The 24,052-nt window shown below is 70.8% G+C and carries 23 protein-coding genes; 14 read left to right on the top strand and 9 right to left on the bottom strand.

What is annotated here, in order from left to right:
- Nucleotides 1-121 precede the first annotated feature (121 nt).
- The 6 genes from M3667_RS12950 to M3667_RS12925 all read left to right on the top strand — a co-directional run bounded on the left by M3667_RS12950 (nt 122) and on the right by M3667_RS12925 (nt 6,334).
- Nucleotides 122-1,093, top strand: coding sequence for a LacI family DNA-binding transcriptional regulator (locus tag M3667_RS12950; protein ID WP_251508626.1), 972 nt, complete (start codon nt 122-124; stop codon nt 1,091-1,093).
- 172 nt (nt 1,094-1,265) lie between these two features.
- Nucleotides 1,266-2,918 (top strand): alpha-amylase family protein, encoded by a 1,653-nt coding sequence (locus tag M3667_RS12945; RefSeq protein WP_251508570.1) that lies wholly within the window; start codon nt 1,266-1,268, stop codon nt 2,916-2,918.
- A 243-nt stretch (nt 2,919-3,161) separates the two neighbouring features.
- A complete protein-coding gene (locus tag M3667_RS12940; protein WP_251508568.1) occupies nt 3,162-3,806 on the top strand; it encodes a helix-turn-helix domain-containing protein in 645 nt (214 codons plus the stop codon).
- A gap of 22 nt (nt 3,807-3,828) precedes the next feature.
- The gene (locus M3667_RS12935) at nt 3,829-4,290 is read left to right on the top strand and encodes a hypothetical protein (RefSeq protein WP_251508566.1); all 462 of its coding nucleotides are present in this window, start codon (nt 3,829-3,831) and stop codon (nt 4,288-4,290) included.
- Nucleotides 4,287-5,210 carry a hypothetical protein gene (locus M3667_RS12930; RefSeq protein ID WP_251508564.1) on the top strand — a complete coding sequence of 308 codons (924 nt, stop codon included), beginning with the start codon at nt 4,287-4,289 and terminating at the stop codon, nt 5,208-5,210. Before M3667_RS12935 ends, M3667_RS12930 begins: the two co-directional genes overlap by 4 nt.
- The gene (locus M3667_RS12925) at nt 5,207-6,334 is read left to right on the top strand and encodes a carboxylesterase (protein ID WP_251508562.1); all 1,128 of its coding nucleotides are present in this window, start codon (nt 5,207-5,209) and stop codon (nt 6,332-6,334) included. The genes M3667_RS12930 and M3667_RS12925 overlap by 4 nt, the downstream gene beginning before the upstream one ends.
- A 109-nt stretch (nt 6,335-6,443) precedes the next feature.
- Here M3667_RS12925 and M3667_RS12920 read toward each other — a convergent pair whose 3' ends face one another.
- The 5 genes from M3667_RS12920 to M3667_RS12900 form a co-directional block, all read right to left on the bottom strand.
- On the bottom strand, nt 6,444-7,907 hold the full coding sequence (locus M3667_RS12920; protein WP_251508560.1) for a mannitol dehydrogenase family protein: 1,464 nt from the start codon (nt 7,905-7,907) through the stop codon (nt 6,444-6,446).
- A gap of 145 nt (nt 7,908-8,052) precedes the next feature.
- Nucleotides 8,053-9,042 carry an ABC transporter substrate-binding protein gene (locus tag M3667_RS12915; RefSeq protein ID WP_251508625.1) on the bottom strand — a complete coding sequence of 330 codons (990 nt, stop codon included), beginning with the start codon at nt 9,040-9,042 and terminating at the stop codon, nt 8,053-8,055.
- Nucleotides 9,043-9,117: 75 nt separating this feature from the next.
- On the bottom strand, nt 9,118-10,203 hold the full coding sequence (locus tag M3667_RS12910) for an ABC transporter permease (protein WP_251508558.1): 1,086 nt from the start codon (nt 10,201-10,203) through the stop codon (nt 9,118-9,120).
- Nucleotides 10,200-10,976, bottom strand: coding sequence for an ATP-binding cassette domain-containing protein (locus tag M3667_RS12905; RefSeq protein ID WP_144832155.1), 777 nt, complete (start codon nt 10,974-10,976; stop codon nt 10,200-10,202). The genes M3667_RS12910 and M3667_RS12905 overlap by 4 nt, the downstream gene beginning before the upstream one ends.
- The gene (locus tag M3667_RS12900; protein WP_251508557.1) at nt 10,973-11,671 is read right to left on the bottom strand and encodes a nucleoside/nucleotide kinase family protein; all 699 of its coding nucleotides are present in this window, start codon (nt 11,669-11,671) and stop codon (nt 10,973-10,975) included. The genes M3667_RS12905 and M3667_RS12900 overlap by 4 nt, the downstream gene beginning before the upstream one ends.
- Before the next feature lie 237 nt (nt 11,672-11,908).
- Here M3667_RS12900 and M3667_RS12895 point away from each other — a divergent pair, with 237 nt between their 5' ends.
- Nucleotides 11,909-12,637 carry an SDR family oxidoreductase gene (locus M3667_RS12895; protein WP_141377457.1) on the top strand — a complete coding sequence of 243 codons (729 nt, stop codon included), beginning with the start codon at nt 11,909-11,911 and terminating at the stop codon, nt 12,635-12,637.
- Between the two features lie 112 nt (nt 12,638-12,749).
- Here M3667_RS12895 and M3667_RS12890 read toward each other — a convergent pair whose 3' ends face one another.
- Both M3667_RS12890 and M3667_RS12885 read right to left on the bottom strand, forming a co-directional pair.
- Entirely contained in the window at nt 12,750-13,997 is a 1,248-nt protein-coding gene (locus M3667_RS12890; RefSeq protein WP_251508555.1) for a D-arabinono-1,4-lactone oxidase, read from the bottom strand.
- 85 nt (nt 13,998-14,082) lie between these two features.
- Entirely contained in the window at nt 14,083-15,243 is a 1,161-nt protein-coding gene (locus M3667_RS12885) for an ROK family transcriptional regulator (protein ID WP_251508553.1), read from the bottom strand.
- Between the two features lie 68 nt (nt 15,244-15,311).
- On the opposite strand from M3667_RS12885, the gene M3667_RS12880 reads away from it, so the two are divergent.
- Both M3667_RS12880 and M3667_RS12875 read left to right on the top strand, forming a co-directional pair.
- The gene (locus M3667_RS12880) at nt 15,312-15,797 is read left to right on the top strand and encodes a glutathione peroxidase (RefSeq protein WP_056224130.1); all 486 of its coding nucleotides are present in this window, start codon (nt 15,312-15,314) and stop codon (nt 15,795-15,797) included.
- Nucleotides 15,798-15,884: 87 nt separating this feature from the next.
- Complete coding sequence (locus M3667_RS12875; RefSeq protein WP_251508551.1) at nt 15,885-16,781, top strand: alpha/beta hydrolase; 897 nt, start codon at nt 15,885-15,887, stop codon at nt 16,779-16,781.
- 12 nt (nt 16,782-16,793) lie between these two features.
- On the opposite strand, the gene M3667_RS12870 is transcribed toward M3667_RS12875, so the two are convergent.
- Both M3667_RS12870 and M3667_RS12865 read right to left on the bottom strand, forming a co-directional pair.
- Entirely contained in the window at nt 16,794-17,207 is a 414-nt protein-coding gene (locus tag M3667_RS12870) for a PIN domain-containing protein (protein ID WP_251508549.1), read from the bottom strand.
- Nucleotides 17,204-17,407: a type II toxin-antitoxin system VapB family antitoxin gene (locus tag M3667_RS12865; protein ID WP_251508547.1), complete on the bottom strand. Its 204-nt coding sequence runs from the start codon at nt 17,405-17,407 to the stop codon at nt 17,204-17,206. The genes M3667_RS12870 and M3667_RS12865 overlap by 4 nt, the downstream gene beginning before the upstream one ends.
- 147 nt (nt 17,408-17,554) lie before the next feature.
- Between M3667_RS12865 and xylA the strand changes: the two genes are divergently transcribed.
- The 5 genes from xylA to M3667_RS12840 all read left to right on the top strand — a co-directional run bounded on the left by xylA (nt 17,555) and on the right by M3667_RS12840 (nt 24,042).
- Nucleotides 17,555-18,742, top strand: coding sequence for a xylose isomerase (gene xylA / locus M3667_RS12860; RefSeq protein ID WP_251508545.1), 1,188 nt, complete (start codon nt 17,555-17,557; stop codon nt 18,740-18,742).
- Nucleotides 18,743-18,887: 145 nt separating this feature from the next.
- A complete protein-coding gene (xylB, locus tag M3667_RS12855; protein WP_251508543.1) occupies nt 18,888-20,279 on the top strand; it encodes a xylulokinase in 1,392 nt (463 codons plus the stop codon).
- A 278-nt stretch (nt 20,280-20,557) separates the two neighbouring features.
- On the top strand, nt 20,558-21,526 hold the full coding sequence (locus M3667_RS12850; protein WP_251508541.1) for a LacI family DNA-binding transcriptional regulator: 969 nt from the start codon (nt 20,558-20,560) through the stop codon (nt 21,524-21,526).
- Nucleotides 21,527-21,745: 219 nt separating this feature from the next.
- Nucleotides 21,746-22,462, top strand: a complete 717-nt coding sequence (locus M3667_RS12845; RefSeq protein WP_251508539.1) for an L-ribulose-5-phosphate 4-epimerase — start codon at nt 21,746-21,748, stop codon at nt 22,460-22,462.
- On the top strand, nt 22,459-24,042 hold the full coding sequence (locus M3667_RS12840) for a xylulokinase (RefSeq protein ID WP_251508538.1): 1,584 nt from the start codon (nt 22,459-22,461) through the stop codon (nt 24,040-24,042). Before M3667_RS12845 ends, M3667_RS12840 begins: the two co-directional genes overlap by 4 nt.
- Nucleotides 24,043-24,052 lie beyond the last annotated feature (10 nt).

Here is a 24,052-nt window from a genome sequence, read left to right as displayed (position 1 = left end):
CGCGGGCGGGGGTGCCCTCGTGTCGCGAGGCGGTACCGGCGCGGGGGCACGCGGACCGGCGGATAGGGTGGCGATTCGAACCCGTCCCGCCATTTCACCCCGGAGGTGCCTCGTGACGACCATGCGCGATGTCGCCCTGCGCGCGGGCGTCAGCACCAAGACCGTCTCGCGCGTCTTCAACGACGACCCCCACGTGCTGCCCGACACACGCGCTCTGGTCGAAGCCGCGATGCGCGAGCTGAACTACGTGCCCAATGCCCTCGCGACCACCTTCCGTGCGGGGCGCGCCTCGGTGATCGGCGTCGCCGTGCCCGACGTCGTCGACCCCTTCTTCGCCGCGATCGCCCGTGCCGTCGAAGACACCGCCCGCAGCCACGGCCTCTCGACGCTCGTCACGAGCCTCGGCGAAGATCCGGATGACGAGAGGCCGGCGCTCGAATCTCTACTCGGTCGACAACTGACGGGCCTCGTCATCGCCCCCGTGGGCACCGACCACTCCTGGCTCGAGCGCTGGTGCGGGCACACCCCCATCGTCTTCGTCGATCGCGCCCCCGCGGGCCTGCACACCGACACCTTCACCGAGAACGACGAGGCCGGCGCGCACCTGGCGACCAGCCATCTCATCGCGCACGGGCACCGCCGCATCGCCTATCTCGGCGACATGGTCCACCTGTCGACCGAGACCAAGCGCGTCGAGGGCTGGCGCCGCGCGCTGCGCGAGGCGGGCATCGAGGTCGACGACGAGCTCGTCGCCTCGGAGGTGTCGAGCCGTGCGTCCGCGGCATCCGCCCTCGAACACCTCCGCGCCCTGCCCGACCCGCCCACGGCCCTGTTCTCGGCCAACGCGCGCTCGTCGATGGCGCTCGCCCACGTGCTGCGCGGCGCCCCGATGCCGTTCGTCGGTTTCGGTGACTTCCCGATGGCCGACACGCTGACTCCCTCGGTCACGGTCATCGACCAGGACCCGCGCCGCATCGGCGCTCTCGCGGCCGAGCGGGTGTTCGCGCGCCTCGAGCCCGACGCGGGCCTGGGACTCGACGAGGTGACCGTGATCGACGTCTCGCTCGTGGAGCGGGAGTCCTGCGGGCTGTGACCCTCGTTCGACCCTCCTGAGCACGGTCAGGGGAGTCGAAGCAAGAGGGCACCCGCGCGCGGGCGCGCCCGATAGGAAGGGAGTCCAGCGCCACCGCTCCCGAGAAGAGGGCTCCGATGACGACCTCCCCGCACGTCCCCCGCCAGACCGACGCCCGGACGGGGGTGTCGTCATGAGGCTCACCGACACGAGTGACCTGTGGTGGAAGACCGCCGTCTTCTACAACCTCGACGTGAAGACCTACCTCGACGCCGACGACGACGGTGTGGGCGATCTGCGCGGGCTCGCGCAGCGTCTCGACCACCTCGCCGAGCTCGGCGTGACGTGCCTGTGGCTCGCCCCGTTCTATCCGTCACCGCAGCGCGACAACGGGTACGACATCTCGGACTACTACGGCGTCGATCCGCGCTACGGCTCGCTCGGCGACATGGTGGAGGTGCTGCGCACCGCGCACGACCGCGGGATGCGCGTGATCGTCGACCTGGTGGTCAACCACACCTCCGACCAGCACCCGTGGTTCCAGGAAGCTCGGAAGAGTCCCGACAGCCGGTACCGCCACTTCTACCAGTGGCGCGACGACGTGCCCGCAGACGCCCCCGCGAGCATGTTCCCCGATGTCGAAGACGGCGTCTGGTTCTTCGACGAGACCGCGGGGCAGTACTACAAGCACTCCTTCTATCGGCACCAGCCCGACCTCGCCACCGATCACCCCGAGGTGCGGGAGGAGATCGCCAAGGCCATCGGATTCTGGCTCGAGCTGGGCATCGACGGATTCCGAGTCGATGCCGTGCCCCACCTCATCGACGGCGACGACGGCCCCGAGCACGAGTTCCTCCGCGCCCTGCGGGGGTACGTCTCGCGTCGCCGGGGGCACGCCATGATGCTCGGCGAGGTGAACCTGCCGTACGACGAGCAGATGCGCTTCTTCGGCGACGCCGACGGCGACGAGCTGACCATGCAGTTCGACTTCGTCGCCAACCAGCGGTTGTACCTGGCTCTCGCGCGGCAGGACGCCACGCCGTTGCGCGACGCTCTGGAGTCGCGCCCCGAGATCGCCCGGGGCAATCAGTGGGGCAATTTCGTCCGTAATCACGACGAACTGACCCTCGACCAGCTGAGCGCGTCCGAGCGCGACGAGGTTTTCACCGCCTTCGCGCCGGAGGAGGGCCAGCGCATCCACGGTCGGGGGATCACCCGGCGTCTGCCGTCGATGCTCGAGGGGGACCCCCGCCGGATCCGCATGGTCTACAGCCTGATGTTCTCGCTCCCGGGCGCGCCGGTGCTGTACTACGGCGAAGAGATCGGCATGGGGGAGAACCCCACGATCGAGGGCAGCCGCGCCGCGGTGCGCTCGCCCATGCAGTGGACCGGCGGCGACGACGCGGGCTTCTCGGTCTCCGACGATCTCGTGGCCGACATCGTCCCGGGCGGCTTCGGTCCGCAGCACGTGAATGTCGCCCAGCAGCGCCATGATCCCGACTCATTGCTCCGCTTCGTGCAGAATCTCGTGCGGCACTACCGCGCCTCTCCTGAGATCGGGTGGGGAGAGCTCGGCATCGTGGATCAGCCCCATGCCTGCGTCCTCGCTCACTCCGTCACCAGCGAACTGGGAATGCTCGTCGCGGCGCACAATTTCGCTCCCGACGGCCGGACGTTCCGATTGTCGATCGAGGGGGCGGATGCCGAGGGCTGGAGCGTCGTGAACCTGCTCGACGGCGCGGCCGGCGCCGAAGAACTCGTCGACGGCGGGTTCGAGGTCACCCTCGACGGATACGGGCACCGGTGGTGGCGGGTCATCCGGCCGGGGGAGCGTCGGATCGCCTGACGAAGCGCTCGGCCGACGATTCGCGCGCCGGAAGCGAGCGGGCGCGGCGCCCCCCGACGGCGCCGCGCCCGCTGCCGACGATCGGAGCGCGTGACGCATCCGATGCGCGCGAGCGGGGTTTCCCCCACGGCTCCCCGCTCGCGGTCTGCGTCCATACAAGCACAGCCATTCGTAAATAGCACCCGGCGCAGGTTCGTAAATACAACCTCCTGACTGGTCGCGGGTGACGTCTAGGATCGACACGTGGGTCGCGGCGCAGTCGGACCGCCCTCGCGGTACTCCCGCCGAGTGGTGGCGAACGTGGATCGCCTGCGTCAGGCCAAGGGCCTCACGGTGGGCGAGCTTCTGACGCGCGCCGGCATGACGAAGAGCTACTACCAATCGCGCGCAGCGTTCTCCCTGCCGTACAACACGAACGACATCGAGGCCCTCGCCGCCGCTCTCGGGGTGTCGCCCGAGGAGCTGGCGAACCCCGAAGCTGCTCGCCGGGTCGAGATGCGGGTTCCGGCAGCGCCGGTCGCCGCTCGCGTGCGCCGTCTCATCGCGAGTCACGGCTCTCGCGAGGCCGATCTCACGGCCTACCTCGACGGCATCGATCCCGCTCTGGCCGAGAGCGCGCGGGCGCTGCTCGTCGCCACGGCCAACACGGTCGTCCTCGACGAAGAAGTTCTGCGCGCCGTCACCGAATGGGCGGATGTGCCGGCCGAATACCTCACCGACTACACCGACGAGACGGTCACCGATCGCACGGAGGCGGAGCTCGAACTGCGCGAGGCGATGCGCGAGGCCGGGGCCAGTAGCATCCAGTTCCGCGCCCTCGGAGAGATGTCCCCCGACGCGCTGCGTGCGATCGCCCAGTCTCTGCGAAGCAGGCCGTCGACGACGTGAGCGGACGCACGGGGGCACGGTCATGAGCGAGTCGGACGAGATCCTCGCGCGCGTACGCGAGCGAGGCGACGCGGCCTTCCGTCGCGCCGCGCTCACCCCGGGGATGACCTTCGACGACGTCGTCTCGGCGGTCGAGAGGGCCCTGCAGATACGCTTGCGCATCGTGCCCGAGGCTGACACGGCGAGCTGGGGAACGATGACGGGTTTCCTCGCCTACTTCGCCGATCGGCGCGAGGGCAGCATCCACGTGCGGGCCTCGGACGCCGTGGTCTACAGCCAGTTCGCCGCCTCGCACGAACTGGGGCACCTTCTCGACGACGCGCACTGCGCGGGGGCGTTGCACGAGCGCTCCGCGGTGTCGCCCCACGCCGCTCCCCACCTCACCACGGGGGAGTACGAGGCGGAGCTCGTCGCCGAGCACGTCGCCCACCGCATCGCCCGTCTGCTGTACGCGTCGCCGAGGGCGGCCGAGTCGTCGTGGTGACGGTGCTGCTCATCGACGCGGCGCTGGTGGGGTTGCTGCTCGTCGTGGTGCTGCGCGCGCGGGCCGCCTGGCAGCAGCCGCGGGCGCGCATCGCGTGGCTCGCCGCGCTGATCGGCGCGATCGCCCTGCTGACGCAGGGCACGGTCGTCCCGCTCGAGATGCTCGACGGCCTGCTCGGAGGCACGAACATCCTCAAGCTCGTGCAGAACGTGCTGACGATGGTGGCGTTGTGGCTCGGCATCCAAGCGGGGACCGCTCCGGTGACGGCGCGCATCCGCTCGCTGCGGTGGTGGTTCCCGGGCTTCCTCGCCGCTGTGTTCGCCGTCGTCTTCTTCGTCGCGATGCCCGATCGCGGGAGGTCGTCGTTCCGCTTCCTCGAGGACCTGGCGATGACCTCGACCGGAGCCTGGGCGTACGGGGTGCTGCACATGTCGGGCATCGCCCTCGTCGGTCTGATGCTGTTCCGCTCGGCCCGCGGATCCCTGCCGGGAACGCGCGTGTTCTTCCGCATCGGGGCGGTGGGGATCGTCCTCGGCTGTCTCAGCGAGATCGTCGACCTCACCCTCTCGCGCTTCTTCCGGCCCGACGCCGTCGTGAGCGCGCTGTTCGACCCCCTGTTCTACCTCGGCGTCGTCTCGTTCGTGATCGGGATCTTCGCCGCATCCCGGACGACGACGAAGATCCGTCGACGCGGGGAGGAGTTGCTCGAGCGACTCGAACCGGTCGCGCGCGAACGCGAGGTGGAGTCGTTCCCCGGGCTTCCGGCCGACGCCCTCGTCGACACGCGTCTGCACGCCCTGCGGGTCGCCGTCGAAGACGACGCGATCGCGACCTCGACTCCGCTGTCCTCGGCGCAGCGCGCCCTGCTCGACGACGTCGACGTTCACCTCACCCGCCGTACCTCGGGAGCTCGTTCATGATCCGCTCGCTCGCCATCGCCGCCGGAGCGACCGCCGCAACGGTCGCCCTCGCCCACACCGCCCTCGCCGGCTACGTCGCGCGGAGGCTGATCGCACCGCGCGCGCCGAAGGTGTTCTCGCCCGCCCTCATCGAGGGCGACACCGTCTCGGTCCCCGCGACAGACGACAGTCTGCAACCGGGCACCTACGGTCTGCGGCTCGACGACGGCTCGCACCTGAGGGTCGGCGAGGTGGTCCGCACCGACGGCGACCGCGTGGTGCGCACGGTGCTCGAGCGACCCGCGGAGCTCGGCGACGGCGAGGTGATCGCCGCGTGGACCTCGCAGAACATCGGCGCCCCCGAAGACGTCGGGCCCACACGGCACGTGTCGATTCCGCTCCGCCGCGGTGGGGTGGCCGAGGCGTGGGAGATCGGCGACGAGGCCACGGCCGACGGGCGCTGGACGATTCACGTGCACGGCTTGCGCTCGAGCCGCAACGGCGCCCTGCGGTCGGCCCCCGCGACCGTCGACGCCGGGTGGATGTCGCTCGTCGTCTCTTACGCGGGAGACGAGGAGTGCGCCCCCGCCGACACCCTGCCCTCGACGCTCGGAACGCGCGAGTGGCGCGACGTCGACGACGCCATCGCCTACGCGGTCGAACGCGGCGCACGCGAGATCGTGCTCGTTGCCTGGTCGATGGGTGGCACGATCGCGATGCTCGCGGCGGAGCAGTCGGCCCATCGCGACGCCCTCGTCGGGCTCGTGCTCGTCGCCCCGGCGCTGGACTGGAGGCGCATCGTCGAGAACGCCGTGGCATCCGCTCACCTGCCGCGCACCGTGGCGGCCGCCTCGATGCGCGTGCTCGGCAGCCCCGTGGGGGCCCGCGCCCTCGGTCTCGTCGAGGCCGTCGACGCCCGCGCGCTGACCTGGGTCGGACCGCAGCGCCCGGGTCCCGGCATCCCGACCCTCATCGTGCACAGCAGGGTCGACCCGGTGGTGCCGTTCTCGGGTTCGGTCGCCTATGTCGAACGGCATCCGGATGCCGAGCTCTTGGCGTTCGACGCCACCGGGCACTGCAACGAGGCCAATCAGGAGACCGAGCGCTTCCACGACGGGATCGCCGGGTGGTTGCGGAATCTCTGAGGAGAGGAAGGTCTCTGAGCTTGTCGGAGGTCCCTCAGCTTGTCGAAGGGACCGGCAGCGAGCGGGTGGCGATGGCTTCGACAGGCTCAGCCACCCGCGTTCGCGGGACTCACGCGCCGGTGACCTCGGCGATCGCGCCGCGGGCGCCGCGCTCGGCCAGCGACGCGCGCGCCGCCAGGTAGGCGTCGCGCAGGCGCGGGTTCTGCCCGAGGTCGCCGAAGACCGGCGCGTAGTCGAGCAGGCGTGCGGGATCGTCCGCGACGATCGCACGCAGCTCGTCGAGACGACTGTCGACCGCGGGGGTCTCCTCGCCCGACTCGGTCCGCCCCTCGAGGAAGACGCTCCAGCCCGCGAGCACGAGGGCCGTGTGGTCGATGCGTCCGCCCGAGGCGAGCTGCTCGCGCACGACGGGCAGCAGGAACTTCGGCAGTCGGTCCGAGCCGTCGACGACCTGACGCGCGAGGGTGTCGCGGATCGCCTCGCTGCCGAAACGGGCGATGAGCTGGTCGCAGTACGCGTCGAGGTCGATCCCCGGGACCGCACGCAGAGTCGGGATCGCCTCCTCGTGCATGTAGCCCTGCAGGAAGTCGATGAACAGCGGGTCGGTGCACACCTCGTGCACGTAGTGCGCGCCCGAGAGGATGCCGAGGTAGCTCATCGCCTGGTGCGAGGCGTTGAGCAGGCGCAGCTTCATCAGCTCGTAGGGCTCGACGTCGTCGACGAGCTGCACCCCGACCTCGTCGAACGGCGGACGGCCGGCGGGGAAGGCGTCTTCGAGCACCCACTGCTCGAACGACTCGCTGCGCACCGGCCAACGGTCGCGGATGCCGAACTCCGAGGCGATCGCGTCGCGCGTCTCGTCGGTGGTCACGGGGGTGATGCGGTCGACCATCGAGTTCGGGAACGACACGTTCTCGGCGATCCAGCCCGACAGCGCGGCGTCGCGCCGGTCGGCGAAACCGAGCAGGGCGGCGCGGGCGACGTGTCCGTTGCCCTGGATGTTGTCGCACGACATGACGGTGAAGGCCGGGATGCCGGCATCCCGGCGTCGGCGGAGAGCCTCGGTGAGCAGGCCCATGACGCTGCGCGGAGGGGTCGCTCCGTCGAGGTCGGCCAGGGTCGCTTCGTCGCGCGGGGCGTAGTCGCCGGTGGCGTCGTCGATGCCGTAACCGCCCTCGGTGATCGTGAGCGAGACGATCGCGGTGTCGGGGTCGGCGAGCTTGGCGACCACCGCCTCGGGGTCGTCGGGCACGAAGAGGTATTCGACGATCGAGCCGACGACGCGCGCCGCGGAGGTTCCGTCGGGGGCGGTGGTGACGAGCGTGTAGAGGTCGTCTTGAGCGGCGAGAGCGTCGCGCATGGCCGCGTCGAACGACAGGACGCCGACTCCGCAGAGGCCCCACTCGGTGTGGCCGGCTTCGAGCAGGCGATCGAGGTACATGGCCTCGTGCGCCCGGTGGAAGCCGCCCACACCGAAGTGCACGATGCGCGCGCGCACGGCCGACCTGTCGTACGTCGGAACGGAGACGTTCGCCGCGAGGGAGGGGAGGGCGGCGGCGGTGAGGTCGGTCATGCGGGGCTCCGTGGTTCGGGGAGGGAGGGGCGGGTGGAGCGAGATCAGAGGGGCGGATGGGATTCATCTCGCGTGAGGGGTCACTCGGTGTCGCCTGGGAGCGGCCCAGGCGACCGTTTGTGACCCCTCACGCGAGAGGGGTGTGTCAGCAGGACGACTTGTAGACCGCGTCCTTGCCGTCGGTGTCGATGTTGTCCTTGGTGAGGATGGTGAAGCCGGTCTGGATCTTGGCTTCGGTCGCCTCGCCCTTGAGGGCGGCGATGGCCTGCTGCACGCCGTCCTGGCCGATGGTGGCGGGCTCCTGCGCGACGAGGGCCTGCACGGTGCCGGCCTCGAGCGCCTTCACCTGGGCGGGACCGGCGTCGAAGCCGACGATCGTGACCTGGCCCTGCTTGCCCGCCTGCTGCACGCCGGTGGCGGAGCCCTCGGCGGCGAACAGGTTGGCGGCGAAGATGCCCACGATGTCGGGGTCCTTCTGCAGCGCGGCGGTCACGATCTCGGCGGCGGTGGAGGGCTCGTTGTGCGAGTACTGCACACCGACCGACTCGAACTTGCTGTCCTTCGCGACGGCGTCTTCGAAGCCCTGGGCGCGCGCATCGGTCGTCGACACACCCGGGTCGGTCGAGACGACGAGCACCTTGCCGCCGTTGGGGTTCGCCTTCTGGATCGCCTCGAACGCCGCGGCGCCACCGCCGTTGTTGTCGGACGAGATCTGCGAGACCGCGCCGGAGGGGTCTTCGAGGGTGGTGTCGACGAGGACGACCTTGATACCGGCAGCCTCGGCGGCTGCGATCGGTGCCTGCATGGCCGAGACGTCGGTGGGTGCGATCAGCAGCGCGTCGGGCTTGGAGGCGACGACGGCGTCGACGATGGGCTTCTGCAGGGTCGGGTCGAACTTCTCGGGGCCCTGGGTGGTGACGGTGGCGCCTTCCTTTTCGGCTTCGGCCTGGATGCCGCACTGCATGGAGATGTAGAACTCATCTCCGGCGACGCCCTGAACGAACGCGATCTTGTAGCCGCCGTCGGATCCGCCCGAGGCACCGCCCGACGACGAGCCGCCCGAGCATCCCGCGAGGGTGAGGGTCGCCGCCACACCGAAGACCGCCAGCGCGGTCGCCTTGTTGTTCCACTTCATTGTGATCACCGTTCTTTTCTGGAGTACTGCTGTCGGGTTGGTAAGGGATGGAGAGGGAATGGATGCCGCCGCGGCTCAGCCGCGCCGACCTCCGCTGAGGAATTTGCGCCAGAGGCCCTGCGAGTTGCCGCGGGTGGCGGCGGTGCGGCGCACCTGGTCGACGTAGACCGCCGTGATGAGCACGGCGCCGACGGCGACCTGCTGCCAGAAGGGCTGCACGCCCGTGATGACGAAGCCGTTCTGCAGCACGGCGGGGATGAACAGGCCCACGACGGTGCCCATGATCGTGCCGACCCCGCCGAAGAGCGAGGTGCCGCCGATGACGACCGCGGCGATGACGTTCAGGTTGGTCTGCGACTGCCCCGCGATCGCGGTGGTCGAGAACTGCGAGAGCGAGAGGATGCCGCCGAGCCCGGCCAGGGCGCCGGAGATCGTGTAGATCTTGATCAGCTGGGCGTCTACCTTCACGCCGACCCGGCGGGCGGCGATCTCACTCGATCCGACGGCCAGCGTGTAGAGGCCGAACTTCGTGTAGTGCAGCACGATCGCGCCGATCACGACGACCACGAGGGCGATGACGCTGATGATCGGGACGGTGCCGAAGACGTTGCCGTAGCCGATCGAGACGGTCAGCACGGTGGGCACGTCGCGCACGTCGACACCGCCCGTGAGGATCTGCGCGAGACCGAGCGCCATACCGAGCGAACCCAGCGTGACGATCAGCGGCGGGATCTTGGCCTTGGCGATGAGGAAGCCGTTCAGAAGCCCCCAGCACACGCCGCTCAAGACGGCGACGATGATGCCGACGGTGGCGACCCCCCAGCCTTCGCCGCCGAGGGCGCGCATCGTCAGCGCCGACACGACGCCGGAGAAGACGAGGACGGAGCCGACCGAGAGGTCGATGCCGGCCGTGATGATCACGTAGGTCATGCCGACCGCGAGCACCGCGAGGATCGACGCGTTCTGGATGATGAGCCGGAAGTTCGACCACTGCGCGAACGACTCGGGCGCGATGATGCTGAAGACGATGATGATCGCCAGCAGCACCAGCAGGATCTGGAAGGCCTGCGTCCGCAGGATGGCGCGGACGGGGTGGACCTTCTGGTTGTCATCGAAGGTGCCGATGGCGACGGTCTCGGTGGGAGGAGTCTTGGTGCTCACTTCTGGTCGTCCTTCGTGACGGCGCCGGTCATGAGTCCGACGAGCTCTTCCATGGAGGTGTCTTTGGCGTTGATGTTCGCGACGCGGGTGCCCAGACGGAGAACCTGGATGCGGTCGCTGACGTCGATGACGTGGGGCATCGAGTGCGAGATGAAGACCACGGCGATGCCCTTGTCGCGCACGCGGCGGATCGTCTCGAGCACGTTCTTGGTCTGGCGCACGCCGAGGGCGGCGGTGGGCTCGTCGAGGAAGACGACCCGGGACGCCCAGTGGACGGCACGCGCGATCGCGATGGCCTGGCGCTGACCGCCCGACATCTCGCCGACGGGGGAGGTGAGGCTGCGGACGGTGGCGCCGAGTTCGTCGAACGCGTCACGGGAGGCCTTCGCCATGTCCTTGGTCTTCATGAAGCCCAGCGCGCCGGCGAGGCCGGGGCGGCGGATCTCGCGGCCGAGGTACATGTTCTGCACCGGGTCGAGGTGAGGGGCGAGTGCGAGGTCCTGGTAGACCGTCTCGATCCCGAGGCCGGATGCGACCTGGGGGTTCGACATGTCGATGGGCTTGCCGTCGAAGAGGATCTCGCCCTCATCGATCGCGAGGTTGCCCGAGAGGGCCTTCACGAGGGTCGACTTGCCGGCGCCGTTGTCGCCGATGAGGGCGGTGACTTCTCCGGGGTAGACCTCGAAGTCGACGTTGTGCAGGGCGCGGACGGACCCGAACTGCCGCGAGAGACCCCGCGCCTGCAGCACGGGCGTGGCCGTGGTGGTGCTCATGAAGAAGCTCCTTCGTGGTGGCCGACGCCGCCGGCGGCGGCGTCGGAGACGGTGACGACGAGGTCGGCGCGCTCGCGCCCGCGCTCGACGATGAGCGCGTTGCGCTCGTCGACCTCGCGGACCCAGGCGACGGCCTCGTCGTAGGGGTGGTCGTGGGAGAGGCGCCGCGCGACGAGGCGCTCGCGGCGCGCGTGGGAGTCGATGTCGAGGAACCACACCTCGTCGAGGCGCGAGGCGACGGCATCCCACCCGAACTCGTCGTGAAGCAGATAGTTGCCCTCGGTGATGACGAGCGGCACGCCGGCGGGAACGAGCACGGCAGAGCCGATCGACTCCTCCATGCCGCGGTCGAAGCGCGGGGCGTAGACCTCGTGCCCGGCGCGGATGCGGTCGAGCAGGGCGACGTAGCCCTCGACATCGAAGGTGTCGGGAGCGCCCTTGCGATCGCGGCGACCGAGGCGCACGAGCTCTTCGTTCGCGAGGTGGAATCCGTCCATGCCGACGAGCACCGCGTCGTCGCCGAGGGCGGCGAGCAGGGCGTCGCTCACGGTCGACTTGCCCGCGCCGGGGGTGCCCGCCAGCCCCAGGATGCGTCGCTCACCGGACGCCGCGAGCTGCCGGGCACGGGCGACGAGGTCGTCGAGGTGCACGGTCGCGGCGGCGGTCGTCGCGTCGTTCTCCGAGGTGTGGGTCACAGCGGTGTGGTCCTTCCGGGCGACGCACCACGGCGGAGTGCTGCGTCGATGAAGCGGGTCCGGCGGAGGTGTCCACCGGTCGAACTCCGGTTACGGTAAGCCCACCGTGACACCGGTGTCAACACCCGTGATCAATTCGTCATGACACCGAAGTCATCCGCGTGATTCTGTGGTTATCATGGGCCGCGACGACACTGCCGTCGTCCTCGACTCCCGGACCCGCGAAAGAGCCCACCCATGACCGAATTCACCGACCGCACCATCCTCGTCACCGGCGCCGGTGGCGGCATCGGAGGCGCGACCGTGCGCCACCTCGTCGCCGCCGGCGCGACGGTCCTCGCCGCCGGTCGCGACGCCGACAGTGTCGCCGCGATCAGCGCCGAGACCGGAGCCGAGCCCGTCGTTTTCGACCTGGAGTCCGAAGACGAGATCCGCGCGGCCATCGAGGGCCGTGACATCTACGGCGTCGTGAACTGCGGCGGGTGGGGTGGCGAGATCGCGACCCCGATGGAGACCGACATCGACGTCTTCGACAAGGTCATGCGCATCAACGCCCGCGGCTCGCTCCTGGTCACCAAGTACGCCTCGCGCGAGATGATCCGCGTCGGCAAGGGCGGCGCGATCGTCAACGTCTCGAGCCAGGCGAGCCTCGTCGCCCTCACCGGTCACATCTCGTACGGCTCGTCGAAGGCCGCCCTCGACAACATCACGCGCGTCTCCGCCCTCGAGCTCGGTGGTTACGGCATCCGCGTCAACAGCGTGAACCCGACCGTCGTCATGACGCCGATGTCGGCCTGGTACTGGGGTCGCCCCGACATCGAGGGGCCCTTCCTCGAGGCGATGCCGCTGCACAAGTGGGCCACCGAAGACGACATCGCGGCGCCGATCGTGTTCCTCCTCGGCGATGGCGCGGGCATGATCTCGGGCGTCTCGCTCCCCATCGACGGCGGCTACTCCAGCCGCTGATCCCGGATGCCGTGAGGCGGCGTCGCGGTGGGCGACGCCGTCTCGTGGTGAGGTGTTGACGGCACGCGGGTTCCGGTCCCTTCGACAGGCTCAGGGACCGGGGTCGGCCCGATCAGCCCCCGAACACGCGCCGCAGGTAGGCGTTGCGGAAGACGCCGCGGGGGTCGGCCTCGCGGGCGACCGCGTCGAAGTCGTGCGCGCGCGCCAGCGTCGCGAGGATCCGCTCGCCGGGCATCGTGAACGCCTTGCCCCAGTGCGGCCGCGCGTCGAACGGCGCGAGGGCGGACTCGATGTGCGGCAGGGCCGACAGCACCCCCGCGGTGTCGTTGCGCCACGTGAAGTGGATTGCGAGGACGTCTCGCTGAAAGGCGGGGCTCAGCCACAGCTCGTCGGCGGCGACCGTGCGCAGCTCGGTCACCAGCAGGTGCTCGGCGAAGCCCGGGGCGATCTCGCGCACGGCGGCGAGGGCCTCGGTCGCCGAGGTCAGCGGAACGAAGTACTCCGACTGGATCTCGTCGCCGTCGCTGGGGAGCGCGTCGGCGCGGAAGTGCGGCAGACGCGTGTGCCACGGGCCGGAGGTTCCGCGCGGCGTCGTGTTGTCGACGGTGCGGATGCGGCCCAGATGGATGTCGTCGCCGACGGCGGTGCCGCCGAGCTCTTCGACCCACGTCGGTGATCCCGTGTCGCTCTTGGCCCAGACCAGGTCGTGCGCGGGGTCTCCCCAGGTCGTGAAGATGCTGACGCTGCGTGAGCCGCCGAGCACGGCGATCGGGTCGGCGATGATGTCGGCCCAGGCGACCCCGGTGTACGCCTGCTGCGTGACGGCGTAGGTCGGTTCGGTGCGCAGCTCGAGGGCGGTCACCACGCCTAGGGCGCCGATGCTGAGGGCGGCGGCGCCGAACCACGGGTGGGCCTCGTCGATGCGGTGCGTGCGGCCCTCGGCATCCATCAGCTCGACACCCGTCACGGCGCTCGAGAGATTGCCGTTGCTTACCCCCGAGCCATGGGTGCCGGTCGCCGTCGCGCCGGCCACGGAGATATGGGGGAGTGAACCGAGGTTGTGCAGCGCCCGACCCTCGGCCTCGAGCACGGGAGCCAGCTGGGCGAAGGTCAGGAGCCCCTCGACGCGTACCCGGTCGCCGGAGATGTCGATGCGCGTGGGCATCTTCTCGAGAGACACGAGGGTGGCCTCGCTGTCGGCGACGTCGTTGAACGTGTGGCGGGTCGCCTGCACGCGCAGATGATCGGCGGATGCCACGACCTCGGCCAGTTCGTCGGGCCCGGTGGGCAGCAGCACCTCGTGGGCACGGTACTGATGGTTGCCCGACCAGGTGGTTCCGGCGGAACGTGTCTCGATCATCGGTTCTCCTCGCATCGTCGCTCACCCATCCTGCCCCGGACCTCCGACATCGGGGCCGGGCGCGAGGTTTGGAAGACTCTCGCGCTCAGCGCGCCGGGAAGAGCGCGGCCTCGAACACAGCCTCGGCCGCGCCCACCAGCAGGCGGTTCTCGCCGAGCTCGGCGGCGGCCAGCCGCAGACCCTCCGCGCAGGCGGGAATCGTCTGCGCGCGCACCGCGGCGTCGAGACCGGCCAGGTCGAGGTCGCCGAGGATCGCGAGGAACCCGCCCAGCACGATGACCGCGGGATTCATCACGTTCGCGGCGTTGGCGAGGGCGGTGGCGAGGATCCGGCGCTGTCGCTCGGTCTCGGCCCGCACTGTCGGGTCGGTACTGCGGGTCAGCGCCGCCGCGAGGGCCGCGTCGTCGGCGGCGTCGATGCCGAGCGCGCGCAGCAGAAGCGACCGGCTGACCTCGTCTTCGAGCACGCCCTCGGGTGCGCGCCGGTCGGCGGGATCGGCGATCCCGGGTCTGTTCTGGCCGAACTCCCCGGCGTAGCCGCCCGCCCCGCCCAGCGGCATCCCGCCGACGATGACCGCCCCGCCGATGCCGCTCGCACCTCCGTTGAGGTAGACCAGGTCGTGCGCGCCGCGCGCGGCTCCGAACAGGTGCTCGGCCACGGCGCCCAGCGCCGCGTCGTTGGCGACATGGGTGGGCAGGCCCGTGGCATCCGTCATCAGGCCGGCGAGGGCGGCCTCGGTCCAGTCGAGGTGCGGAGCTTCGCGCACGAGCCCGTCGGAGGCGCGCACCGGACCGGGGACGGCGACCCCCACGCCGACGAGGCGGGAGTCGGCGAGCGGCCCGCGGCGCCAGGAGTCGAGGCGGATGCCAACGAGCTCGGCCGTGCGTTCGGGCGTGAGCAGCGTCGACTGATCGAGGCGTTCGCGCGCGACGATCGACCCGTCCAGGGCGACCGCCCCGACGTCGAGCGCATCGACCTCGGGGTTCACGGCGATCGCGACGACGCGCGGGTCGGGCTCGACGATGGGGGAGGGGCGACCGACGCGGCCCTGCGCCTCGGACGCCCGTTCGACGACGAGCCCTGAGCGCTGTAATTCGCCCACGAGGTCGGCGATGGTCGAGCGGTTCAGGCCCGTCGCCTCGGTCAGCGCGGCGCGCGAGCGCGGTCCCTCACGGTGCACGGTGCGCAGCACGAGGGCCAGATTGGCGCGGCGCATGCCGTCGCCCCGGCTTCCCGCGGTGACCATCCGTCCACTGTGCCACGGGCGGGGCGATTCCCACCCCGACCACAACCTCGCGGTGCCAGGATCGGAGCATGGACCTTTCCGGCATCCCCATCACGACCATCCGCGGCGAGCAGACGACCTTCGGCGAGCTGACCGACGGCAAGGCCGCCCTCGTGGTGAACGTCGCCTCACGATGCGGTCTCGCCCCGCAATACGAGGCGCTCGAGGCGCTGCACAAGAAGTACGCCGACCGCGGTTTCACGGTGATCGGCTTCCCCAGCAACCAGTTCCTGCAGGAGCTCAGCGACGAGGACAAGATCGCCGAGTACTGCTCGGCGACGTGGGGCGTGACCTTCCCGATGTCGGAGAAGGTGAAGATCAACGGGCGCAGCGCGCACCCGCTCTACAAGGAGCTCACGACGACTCCGGATGCCGAGGGCAAGACCGGCCGCATCTCGTGGAACTTCGAGAAGTTCGTCGTCGCCCCCGATGGCCGGGTGACCCGCTTCAGCCCGCGGACGCTGCCCGACGCCCCCGAGGTCGTCGCCGCGATCGAGGACGCGCTCCCGGCCTGATCCTCCCTCAGCCAGGCGCGCGGGTGTCCCCGCGATGTCGGAGCCGTGCCCTAATCTGAGCGGCATCCGACCCTCTGAGGAGTTGCCGTGGCCGACGCCGTCGTTCTCGTCTCCGGCGGCGCCGCCGTCACCCCGTTCACCGACACCGATCGCGGTGCCGGGTCGGGGCTCGCGGCGGGCAACACCCTCACCGCCCTCCGCGATCACTTCCGGGCGTCCGGGCGGCAGGTCTTCACTGCTCCGGCCCGCATCGGTGCGGGCACGGTCGAGGCGGATGCCGGGTGGCAGGGCTTCGGCGACGTTCCGATCCTGCTGCCCGCCGAGCTGACGATCAACGCCGTCGGCGCGGTCGACGACGCGGGCGTCGCGCTTGCCGCGTTCCTCCGGTGGCTCTCCGCGGAGTGCGCCGTTTCGAGCGTCGATCTCGTCGCGCACTCCATGGGCGGCCTGTTCTCGCGGGCCGCGATTCGCGAGCTGGCCGGGGCGGGACCGCGGGTGGACCACCTCGTCACCCTCGGTACGCCCTGGGACGGCGCGGTGCTCGGTGACGCCGTCGCGGGCGACATCACGGATGCCGACGCGCACGGCGACCCGGCCACCACGACGATCCTCGATCAGGCGCGGGCTTACGCCGCGGCGAACTCGCAAGGGGCGGCCGAGCAGGTGTCGCGGCGGTTCCTGCGCGCGTGGAACGACGCGCAGGCGGGCGTGCTCGACGATGTCGCGGTCACGGCGATCGGGGCGGGGTACTTCGCCGCCGCCACCGAGCCGGCGCAGCTCTGGCCGCACGACGGGCTCGTTTCGCTCCGAAGCGGTCGGGCCGACGACGTGCCGGCGGCCGTCGTTCCCCGCATCGATCGGCACTCCTTCCCCGACCACGTGCACAGCATCTTCTTCGCCGACGGGTTCGGTCTGCCGTGGGAGCGCGCGCTGACGTGGGATCCGCAGGTCTTCGACGTGGTCGACGCCGCGCTCCGCCGGTGATCCGAGCGGGACTCAGTTCGTCGGGGCGACGTATTCGTACGCCAGATCGCTTACCGCGGCGATGTGTTCGAAGTCGCGATCGGCGCTGAGGACGGTCGCGTCGTTCGCGATGGCGTACGCCGCGATCAGGATGTCGACGGTGCCCGTGGCACGCACCGGGCCGGCGTTCCAGAGTGCGGACGGGATTCCGACGGCGAGCGTCTCGTCCGGTGCCCGTTCGAGGGGGAATCCCCGCGAGATCTGCTCGAGGTAGTGCGCGTGCTCCTCGGGCGAGCGGGCGCTGTGGCAGAACTCCACCACCTGCGGCGGGCAGGTCACGAACAGGTCGGAAGGGGATCGGGCGATGCGTTCGAGGCGGTCGCGGATGGCCGGGTCGCCTGAGGCCAAGCGCGCCCAGACCGAGTTGTCGACGAGGTAGTCCGTCACGACGTCGGAGCGATAGGCGAGTCGAGCCCGGCCTCGAGGTCTGTCAGTCCGGCGATTCCGGCGATCATCGCGTCCTTCTGCTGAGAAGCGATGAGACGGCGGAGGGCGAGGTCGAGGACCGCGCGGTTCGAGAGTTCTCCGGTGAGGATCCGCGCGCGTTCGATGAGTCGTGGGTCGAGGTCGACGCTGGTGGGTGCCATGGCAGCCCCCCTTCGTTATATATCCCCGTATCCGTCGGCGATGTGATCAGGGGGGTGGACGCCGCGGCATCCGGGATATATGTTGTGAGCACCAACAAACCCGCTGCGCGCCACCGCGCGCTCGTGCGTCCATGCGAAGGAGCAGGAATGCCCACCCCCACCCGCGACGACAAGTTCTCGTTCGGTCTCTGGACCGTCGGCTACAACGGCACCGACCCCTTCGGCGGCCCCACGCGTGAGCCCCTCGACGTCGTCCACGCCGTCGAGAAGCTCGCCGAGCTCGGCGCCTACGGCCTGACCTTCCACGACGACGACCTCTTCGCTTTCGGTTCGACCGACGCCGAGCGTCAGAAGCAGATCGACCGCCTCAAGGGCGCGATGAAGGACACCGGCATCATCACGCCGATGGTGACCACCAACCTCTTCTCGGCCCCCGTCTTCAAGGACGGCGGCTTCACCTCGAACGACCGTCAGGTGCGTCGTTTCGCGCTGCGCAAGGTGCTGCGCAACCTCGACCTCGCCGCCGAGCTCGGCGCCAAGACCTTCGTCATGTGGGGCGGCCGCGAGGGCGCCGAGTACGACTCCGCGAAGGACATCCGCCAGGCGCTCGAGCGCTACCGCGAGGCCGTCAACCTGCTCGGCGACTACGTCACCGACAAGGGCTACGACATCCGCTTCGCGATCGAGCCCAAGCCCAACGAGCCGCGCGGCGACATCCTGCTGCCGACGCTCGGCCACGCGATCGCGTTCATCGACTCGCTCGAGCGCCCCGAGCTGGTGGGCCTGAACCCCGAGGTCGGCCACGAGCAGATGGCGGGCCTCAACTTCGCCGCCGGCATCGCCCAGGCGCTGTACCACGGCAAGCTCTTCCACATCGACCTCAACGGTCAGCGCGGCATCAAATACGACCAGGACCTCGTATTCGGACACGGCGACCTGCACAACGCGTTCGCCCTCGTCGACCTGCTCGAGAACGGCGGCCCCGGCGGCGTGCCCGCCTACGACGGCCCCCGTCACTTCGACTACAAGCCCTCGCGCACCGAAGACGAGACCGGCGTCTGGGACTCGGTCTCGGCCAACATGAACACCTACCTGCTGCTCAAGGAGCGCGCCGCGGCCTTCCGCGCCGACCCCGAGGTGCAGGAGGCGCTGGAGGCCGCCAAGGTCGCCGAGCTCGCCCAGCCCACGCTCAACGAGGGCGAGACCTACGACGACTTCCTCGCCGACCGCTCGGCCTACGAGGACTTCGACACCGACGCCTACCTCGGCGGCAAGGGCTTCGGCTTCGTGCGCCTGCAGCAGCTCGCCACCGAGCACCTGCTCGGCGCACGCTGAGTCGGAAGGGGTCCGGATGCCGTGGCATCCGGGCCCTCTTTCCGTCGAGTGTCCAAGACATGCCGCACCGCGCTCGTGCGAGACGGTGTGTCGTGGACACTGAACGGGATGCCGCGCTGCTGCGGCGAGAACAAGAGGAGTGAGCATGGCGCTCGTCATGGGAGTCGACTCGTCGACGCAGTCGTGCAAGGTCGTCGTCGTCGACGCCGAGACGGGGAAGGTCGTGCGCGAGGGGCGCGCGTCGCACCCCGCCGGCACGTCGGTCGATCCCGAAGCCTGGTGGAGCGCGCTTCAGGATGCCATCGCCCAGGCCGGCGGTCTCGACGACGTCGCCGCGGTGTCGATCGCGGGGCAGCAGCACGGCATGGTCGTGCTCGACGCCGAGGGCGCCGTCATCCGCGACGCCCTGCTCTGGAACGACACCCGGTCGGCTCAGGCCGCGCGCGATCTCATCGACGAGGTCGGCGCCGAGGCCTACGCCGAGCGGACGGGAGTCGTGCCGGTCGCCTCCTTCACCGCCACCAAGCTCCGTTGGTTGCGCGATGCCGAGCCCGGCAACGCCGCCCGCGTCGCCGCCGTCGCCCTGCCCCACGACTGGCTCACCTGGCGTCTGCGCGGGTTCGGACCGGGCAACGCCGTACTCGAAGAGCTCGTCACCGACCGGTCCGACGCCTCGGGCACCGCGTACTGGGGCGCAGACGGCTACGACCTCGACCTGTTCCGCCGCGCCCTCGGGCACGACGCCGTGCTGCCGCGCGTGCTCGGCCCGTGGGAGAGCGCCGGGACGCTACCCGGCGGCGCCCTCGTCGGCCCCGGCGCGGGAGACAACGCGGGAGCGGCCCTCGGCCTCGGCGCGGGCGTGGGCGACGTCGTCGTCTCGCTCGGCACCTCGGGCACGGTGTTCGCCGTCGCCGACGCACCCACCCGCGACACGACGGGCACGGTGGCCGGCTTCGCCGACGCCACGGGACGCTTCCTGCCGCTGGTCGCCACCCTGAACGCCGCGCGGGTGCTCGACGCCTTCGCGGGACTCCTCGGCGTCTCGCACGACGAGCTCGGCGCCCTGGCCCTCGAGGCCGAGCCCGGCGCCGACGGCGTGGTGCTCGTGCCGTGGTTCGAGGGCGAACGCACCCCCAACCTCCCGCACGCGCAGGCCTCGCTGACCGGTTTGACCCTGGCATCCACGAACCGTCCGACCCTCGCGCGCGCCGCGATCGAGGGCATGCTGAGCGGCCTCGCCGTCGGGCTCGAAGCGATCCAGGCGCAGGGTGTCGAGGTGCGCCGCGTGCTTCTCATCGGCGGTGCCGCCGCGAACGAGGGTGTGGCCCGCATCGCCGCGCAGGTGTTCGACGCCGAGATCGTCGTTCCGGCCGCGGGTGAGTACGTCGCGCTGGGCGCGGCGCGCCAGGCGGCCGGGGTGCTCGCGGGCGCTCCCGTCGACTGGACCGTCGCGACGACGCGTGCTGTGGCACCCGACCATCGCCCCGAGATCCGCGAGCGGTACGACGTCGTCGCGGCTCTGCGCGCGGCGGAGTAGTCACAAAGCGCACCCATAGGCCAAAGTAGAGGCGGGTCCGTCGGCGTCTTGTAAGGGGGGCGTCGACGGATTCCTCACGGGAGCGCTCCTTCCCTGTCGTTGAGCGGGGGTGGGGGCGGCCGTGACGGCGTCCGTGCAGCAGCGGGAACAGCCCCGGTCGCTCGGTCATATGGCGCCTCGGAGGCACCGCCCATCGGTCGGCTGTCGCCCGGACTGCGTCGTTCGTCCGCTCCGCCGTCGCACGGGACGGACCGCATCCGCCACTACTGTGAGTCACCATGAGCGGCGAGGTCGGGGGCAAGCGCATCGGCGTTCGCGAGGTCGCCGTCGCGGCGGGCGTCTCGACGCAGACCGTCTCGCGTGTGCTGAACGGTTATCCGGGCATCCGCGATGCGACCCGCGAGCGGGTTCTCGACGCGGTCGCCGCCCTCGACTACCGCGTCAACAACGCCGCTCGCGCGTTGGGCACGAGCCTCACGCGCACGGTCGGGGTCGTGGCATCCGACGCCGTCCTGCACGGGCCCGCCGCCGGCATCGCCGCCCTCGAACGGGCCGCGCGGGCGCGGGGCCGGTGGATCTCCACCGCGTACACCGACTCCGACGACCCGGCCGACATCGACGCCGCGGTGCGCCACCTGCTGGATCAGGGAGTCGATGGGATCGTGCTGGTCGCCGCCCACGGCGCCACGGCCCTGCACGGGTTCGACGTGCCGATCGTGCCGCTGTACGGCGAGTCCGGGGCCCGCCAGCGCGATGCGGCCGCGCTCGTCGTGGGCCACCTCGCCGACCTCGGACACCGTCGGATCATCGAGGTCGCCGGCCCGTCCGACTGGCGCGAATCCCTCGCACGCACGGCGGGGGTCGCGGATGCCGTCGCCCGCCTCGACCTCGAGCTGGTCGATCGCGCGGAGGGGGACTGGAGCGCGGCATCCGGCTTCGCGCTCTCCGACGCCGTCGCCGCTCGAGTGCGCGAGGGGGTCACGGCCGTCGCCGTCGCGAACGACCAGATGGCCCTCGGGCTCATCGGGGGGCTCACCGCCCGAGGTCTCACGGTGCCGGCCGACGTCTCGATCGCGGGATTCGACGACAATCCGGATGCCGCGTTCTACACCCCCGCGCTCACCACTGTGCGCCTCGACGTCGAGGGCGAGGCCGCGCACGCGGTCGCGGCCGTGCTGGGCGACGCCTCGGCGCCCCCGGCCGAACCGGTGCTGGTGGTGCGCGCCTCGACGGCCCCGCCGCGCTGAGGGGCCGAACTCCGGAAGAACGCGCCGGCGCGGCTGCCGCAGCCCTGCGAAGTCAGCGGTCGACCCGAACCGGCGGCGCAGATCTCCGGAGTTCCGCACAGACGTCGCTGCCCGGTGCTCGCCGGTACGCCCGGCCACCGGCATCCGCCTCTCGCGAAGACGCGATGTTACCGGTAACATCAAACCCGGCCCCACCCGACCCCGTCGAAGGAGACACGCGTGTCCGCTGCCGCCCCGTTCGCACCCGAGGTGCAGGAGGCGATCGACGCCGTCCGCGCCGACGTCGCGAAACTGCACGCCGAGCTCGTGCGCTACAACCTCATCGTCTGGACCGGCGGCAACGTCTCGGGCCGCGTTCCCGGCGCCGACCTGTTCGTCATCAAGCCCTCGGGCGTCTCGTACGACGACCTGGCTCCCGAGAACATGATCCTCTGCGACCTCGACGGCAACGCGATCCCCGGCACCCCCGGCTCCGAGGGCAGCCCCTCGAGCGACACCGCGGCGCACGCCTACGTCTACCGCCACATGCCCGAGGTCGGCGGGGTCGTGCACACCCACTCGACCTACGGCGTCGCCTGGGCCGCTCGCGGCGAAGAGATCCCGTGCGTCATCACCGCGATGGCCGACGAGTTCGGCGGCCCGATTCCCGTCGGTCCCTTCGCGATCATCGGCGACGACTCGATCGGCCGCGGCATCGTCGAGACCCTGCGCGGCCACCGCTCGCGCGGCGTGATCATGCAGAACCACGGACCCTTCACGATCGGCACGAACGCGAAGGACGCCGTGAAGGCCGCCGTCATGCTCGAAGACGTCGCCCGCACCGTGCACATCGCGCGCGAGGCGGGTCCGCTCATCCCGATCCCGCAGGACAAGATCGACGCCCTCTACAACCGCTACCAGAACGTCTACGGACAGAGCACGGACGACCGCCGATGACCGCCCACACCACCGCGCTGCTCAAAGAAGGCCGCGCCAGCCTCGGCATCGAGCTCGGCTCGACCCGCATCAAGGCGTGCCTGATCGGCCCCGAGGCCGAGGTGCTCGCCACCGGCTCCCACGAGTGGGAGAACGTCTATGCCGACAAGCTCTGGACTTACTCGCTGGATGCCGTGTGGTCGGGCCTGCAGGCAGCGTACGCCGCGCTGGTCGCCGACGTGCAGCAGCGCTTCGGCGTCACCCCCGAGCGCTACGCCGCGATGGGCGTCTCGGCGATGATGCACGGCTACCTCGCCTTCGATGGCGACGGCGAGCTGCTCGCGCCCTTCCGCACGTGGCGCAACACCAACACCGGTGTCGCCGCGTCCGAGCTCACCGAGCTGCTGGGCGTGAACATTCCGCTCCGCTGGTCGATCGCGCACCTGCACCAGGCCGTCGTCGACGCCGAGCCCCACGTGCCCGAGATCCGCTTCCTCACCACCCTCGCCGGGTACGTGCACCGGGAGCTCACCGGCGAGAAGGTGCTGGGCGTCGGCGACGCCTCGGGCATGTTCCCCATCGACTCCGCCACCCGTGACTACGACGCCGAGCTCGTCGCGCGCTACGACGCGCTCGCCGCGGGCCGTGTGCCCGCGCTGAACGACCTGCTGCCTCGCGTGCTCGTGGCCGGCACCGCCGCCGGCGCGCTGACGGACGAGGGCGCGACGCTGCTCGACCCGAGCGGGACCCTCCGCCCCGGCATCCCGTTCGCTCCTCCCGAGGGCGACGCGGGTACCGGCATGGTCGCGACCTGCGCCGTGGCTCCCCGCACCGGAAACGTCAGCGCCGGCACGAGCATCTTCGCGATGGTCGTGCTCGAACGCCCGCTCACCGAGGTGCACCACGAGCTCGACCTCGTCACGACCCCCGCGGGAGACGCGGTCGCGATGGTGCACTGCAACAACGGCGCGAGCGAGCTGGCCGCGTGGGCGAACATGTTCACCGCGTTCGCCGCCGCAGCCGGCACCCCGGTGACCCCGGATGCCACCTACGCGGCGCTGTTCGACGCGGCGCTCAACGGCGAGGCCGACGCCGGCGGACTGCTCGCCTACAACCACCTCGCGGGCGAGCCCATCGCGGGTCTCGACGAGGGCCGACCGCTCGTCGTGCGCACCCCTGACAGTCGTCTGACGCTGCCGAACTTCATGCGCGCGCAGCTCTACGGCGTGTTCGGCACCCTCGCGCTCGGCATGGACGTGCTCCACGGTGAGGGCGTTCAGCTCGACGAGATGTACGCGCACGGCGGCATGTTCCGCACGGCCGGCGTCGCCCAGCGCTTCCTCGCCGCCGCCCTCGACGCCCCCGTCGCGGTCGCCGAGACGGCGTCGGAGGGCGGGGCGTGGGGCATGGCCGTGCTCGCGGCGTACGTCGCCGACGACTCCGGCCGCGACCTCGACACGTGGCTGCGCGAGACGGTGTTCGCCACCGCCCCGATCGTCACCGCCGTCCCCGAGCCCGCCAACGTCGCCGGCTTCTCGACCTACCTCGACCGTTACCGCGCAGGCCTCGCCGTCGAGGCCGCCGCCGTGGCATCCCTCTGATCACCCGAAA

Source organism: Microbacterium sp. P26 (assembly GCF_023712585.1).
GTDB lineage: Bacteria > Actinomycetota > Actinomycetes > Actinomycetales > Microbacteriaceae > Microbacterium > Microbacterium algihabitans_A.
Note: the sequence above shows the minus strand (reverse complement) of the source record. Positions and strands in the feature narration are given on the sequence as shown.